Below are 3,162 nucleotides of genomic sequence, written 5' to 3' on the forward strand. Positions count from 1 at the left end.
CCCCTCCGATCAGGCCCCGCCGGTCACCGTCGAGTACGCCCGCGACGCCAAGCCCGGCACCATCACCACCACGGACGTCAAGCTCGCCCACGGCGATAAGCTCTACGTGCGCGAGGACGCCGGCGAGTGGGAGGTCCGCTCGACCGACGAGGCGGTGGTCAGCGACGCCATGCGCATCGAGCTCAAGGCCGTCGACTCCACCGGCAAGAACCAGGAGGGGAACCCCTACCGCATCGACAACAGCATCGACCTGGACCACGCCTTCATGCCGTCCTGGGAATCCACTGCGCAGGTACTTAACGGCAACGTCGCCTATCGAATGCTGCTTGGGGCTTGGTAGCGGCCGGGATTCGGCAGAACTTATCGGAGGACCAGCTAGACTGAAATCACTACTCGCCGTCACCCGCTTTGTTCGAGCGTCTATGGCTTTCGATCAAATGAACCAGCGACTCTGTCGATGCCAGTGCAGTCTCGACGTCTGCTAGCTCGAAGGGTTCCAGCTTATTCAGGATCTTCAGCCTTGGTCCCGGGCCAAGGGTTGATCTTCCCGTGCGAACACTGGAAATGGTCGAGCTTTCCAGACCCAGGAACTCCGCGAGTTCCGTATCAGTATCGAATCCGAATGCCTCTTTAAAGTCCTCCAACAACTCGCCGTCCGGGCTCTTGGTGCGCCGCCGACGCAGCTTAGCCTTAGCAATCCGGGTTGCCTCCCGCCCGCTCGCAGTCCGAATCAAATGCGCTAGGGACTCGGGCGCAATTCTCTCGACCAAGGAACGGATGTGCAGGAATCCAAGGTGGTCTAACACCTTGAGCCGCTGTAGCGGCCCGAGTTTTGTCTTCCCCTGACGGACGCGATAGATCGCGTAGCGTGTGATGCCGAGGAAGGCGGCGACTTCAGCATCCGAGGAAAGGTCGAAACCAGCCTTGATGGCGTCGATGAGTTCTGCGTCCGTCGACGATGTCACAAGCATGGTCCCCCGTGTGCGGCGTGAAGTGGTTCCCGCAGCTTGGTGTGCGCCGGTCCAGGCAGGGCTTGACAAGCCGTGCTGGCGCTGTAGACTTTGGTCAGGTCACATCGCGCCATGCAGCCCTAAAGTCCTTCGTCGCCTAGAATGCAGGGCGCGCGGACGGTCTGGCACGAGAGCGATTGCTATGCGTGCAGCCTTACAGTTTAGCACGTGACATGGCCAATATCTACAGACTCCCAGGAGGGTGCGATGATACACGTGATGCCCGCCGAGCGGTGGATTCGAATCGAGTTTCCATATGAAATCAAGAACATCTTTCGCGAGGCATTTCCCGCGGCGAAGTATGATGGGCATCGCAGATACTGGCTCGTGTCTGCGGCTGAGTCAGTCCGAGTGCAGCAATGGGTAGAGGTCGTAGAGCGCTCCGGCGTGCTCGCGGCGATTGCCACCTATCAGAGTGCTGCGATGTCGGCCGACGAAATCGCTGCGACCAGACAAATGCTCGATGAGTTGCGCGCCAAGCTCGCGGACGGTGCGACCGAGCGCGAGCGGGACAAGAAATATCAGAGTCGACTCGCACGTATGCGCGCCGAATTGGCTGTCTTGCGGGCCGAGCTTGCGGCGGCGCGCGTCGAGTAGGGCGGTATCAGGTCTGCAAGCTCAGGGTGCTACCAATGAATAGACCGGTGCAGTGGGTAACTGTCGCCAAATTTGCGGAACTCACGGGCTACAGCGAGGATGCGGTTAGGGCCAAACTCAAGACCGGCGTCTGGCTCCTCGGAAAGCATTACCGAAAGGCGCCCGATAACCGGGTGTTGATGAACTTGACGGAGTACGAGCGATGGGTCGAGGGCAAGGCCGCGTAAGTGCACGTGGAAATAGCATCCAATTGGATTTCTATTTTCGTGGTGTCCGGTGCCGGGAGACGCTGAAGCTGACGCCAACCAAAGCCAATATGGCCCATGCACAGCGGATGATTGCAGCGATCCATCATGAGATTGCGATTGGCACGTTCCGCTATTCATCCCATTTTCCTCACAGCAGGAAAGCGTTACTGTTCGACGGCCACCGTCGGAGCAACGAGAGTATTGCTCAGGAGTTGGAGCGCTATCTTGCTCTGACTGAGCCACGCGTCGCAAAGAGTACGTATCGAGATTACGTCAGTGCCGTCTCGCAACACCTGATTCCCGCTTTCGGCAATATTGCTCTCTGTGATCTAACCGCAACGCAAGTTCGCGAATGGATCGCCGGTTTGGCAATTTCGTCGAAACGAAAAAACAATGTCCTGATCCCCCTGCGCCAGCTTTATGCCGAGGCCTATGCGGATGGCCGTGTCGAAAGCAATCCGTTGACGCGCGTGAAAGCGCTCCGGGTAGATCAGAATGAGCCCGATCCCTTCAGGCCGGATGAGCGCGACGCGATTCTTGCTGCTTGCCTGGAGTCGCAGCACCGCCATCTGTTCCAGTTCGCCTTCTGGTCCGGGCTCCGGACCGGAGAGTTGATCGCTTTGGAGTGGGGCGATGTTTGTTGGGAGCGTGGCGTTGTCTTCATACGCCGCGCCAGCGTACGCAAAGAGCTGAAGAGCCCGAAGACGCGCTCCGGTGAGCGCGAAGTCAAGCTCCTCGCGCCAGCGCTCGAAGCCTTGCTTGCTCAGCGAGGCCACAGCGAGGGTGTGTCGGACCGGGTCTTCCTCAATCCTCGTACGGGCCAACCCTGGGAGACCGACGGGCAGATCCGCAAGACCGCTTGGGCGCATACCATCCGTCGGGCCGGGGTGCGCTATCGCTCGCCGTATCAGACCCGCCACACCTACGCGAGCACGCTGCTCTCGGCGGGCGAGAACCCGATGTGGGTGGCGAACCAGATGGGTCATGCCGACTGGGGCATGATCCGCCGACGTTACGGGCGTTGGATTCCGGACGTGGACCCGAGCGCAGGGCAGCGCGTCGAGGCCATGCTGGCCCGCGAACGCTGTGACGTAGCTGTGACCAAAGGTGACGAAAATGTGCCCCAACCGAGCCCGACGCATCCCAACGCAGACAGGCCGCCCTCGCGAGGTAGGGCATCGCAAGTGGCTGAATCGAAACGGTCTAGGGTGGTCTCGGGTGGTCCGGGCGGGACTCCGCCCGGACGCGGTGATGGTGGAGGCGGCGGGAATCGAACCCGCGTCCGCGAGCCCTCCGCCGTCGGTCCT

Annotated in this window: 4 protein-coding genes; 3 read left to right on the forward strand and 1 reads right to left on the reverse strand. The window is 60.6% G+C overall.

Annotated elements, in window-relative coordinates; all coding sequences use genetic code 11:
* Nucleotides 1-340, forward strand: a 340-nt coding sequence (locus tag I6U14_RS00830) for a hypothetical protein (RefSeq protein WP_296896090.1), incomplete at its 5' end; no start/stop codon positions are given.
* 49 nt (nt 341-389) lie between these two features.
* Here the strand turns inward: I6U14_RS00830 and I6U14_RS00835 are convergent.
* Nucleotides 390-971, reverse strand: a complete 582-nt coding sequence (locus tag I6U14_RS00835) for a hypothetical protein (RefSeq protein WP_296896091.1) — start codon at nt 969-971, stop codon at nt 390-392.
* 246 nt (nt 972-1,217) lie between these two features.
* Between I6U14_RS00835 and I6U14_RS00840 the strand changes: the two genes are divergently transcribed.
* Both I6U14_RS00840 and I6U14_RS00845 read left to right on the forward strand, forming a co-directional pair.
* Nucleotides 1,218-1,607, forward strand: a complete 390-nt coding sequence (locus I6U14_RS00840; RefSeq protein WP_296896092.1) for a hypothetical protein — start codon at nt 1,218-1,220, stop codon at nt 1,605-1,607.
* A gap of 250 nt (nt 1,608-1,857) precedes the next feature.
* On the forward strand, nt 1,858-3,162 hold a 1,305-nt coding region (locus I6U14_RS00845; protein WP_296896093.1), incomplete at its 3' end, for a site-specific integrase.

Source organism: Thiohalocapsa sp., from assembly GCF_019695415.1.
Taxonomy (GTDB): Bacteria; Pseudomonadota; Gammaproteobacteria; order Chromatiales; family Chromatiaceae; genus Thiohalocapsa.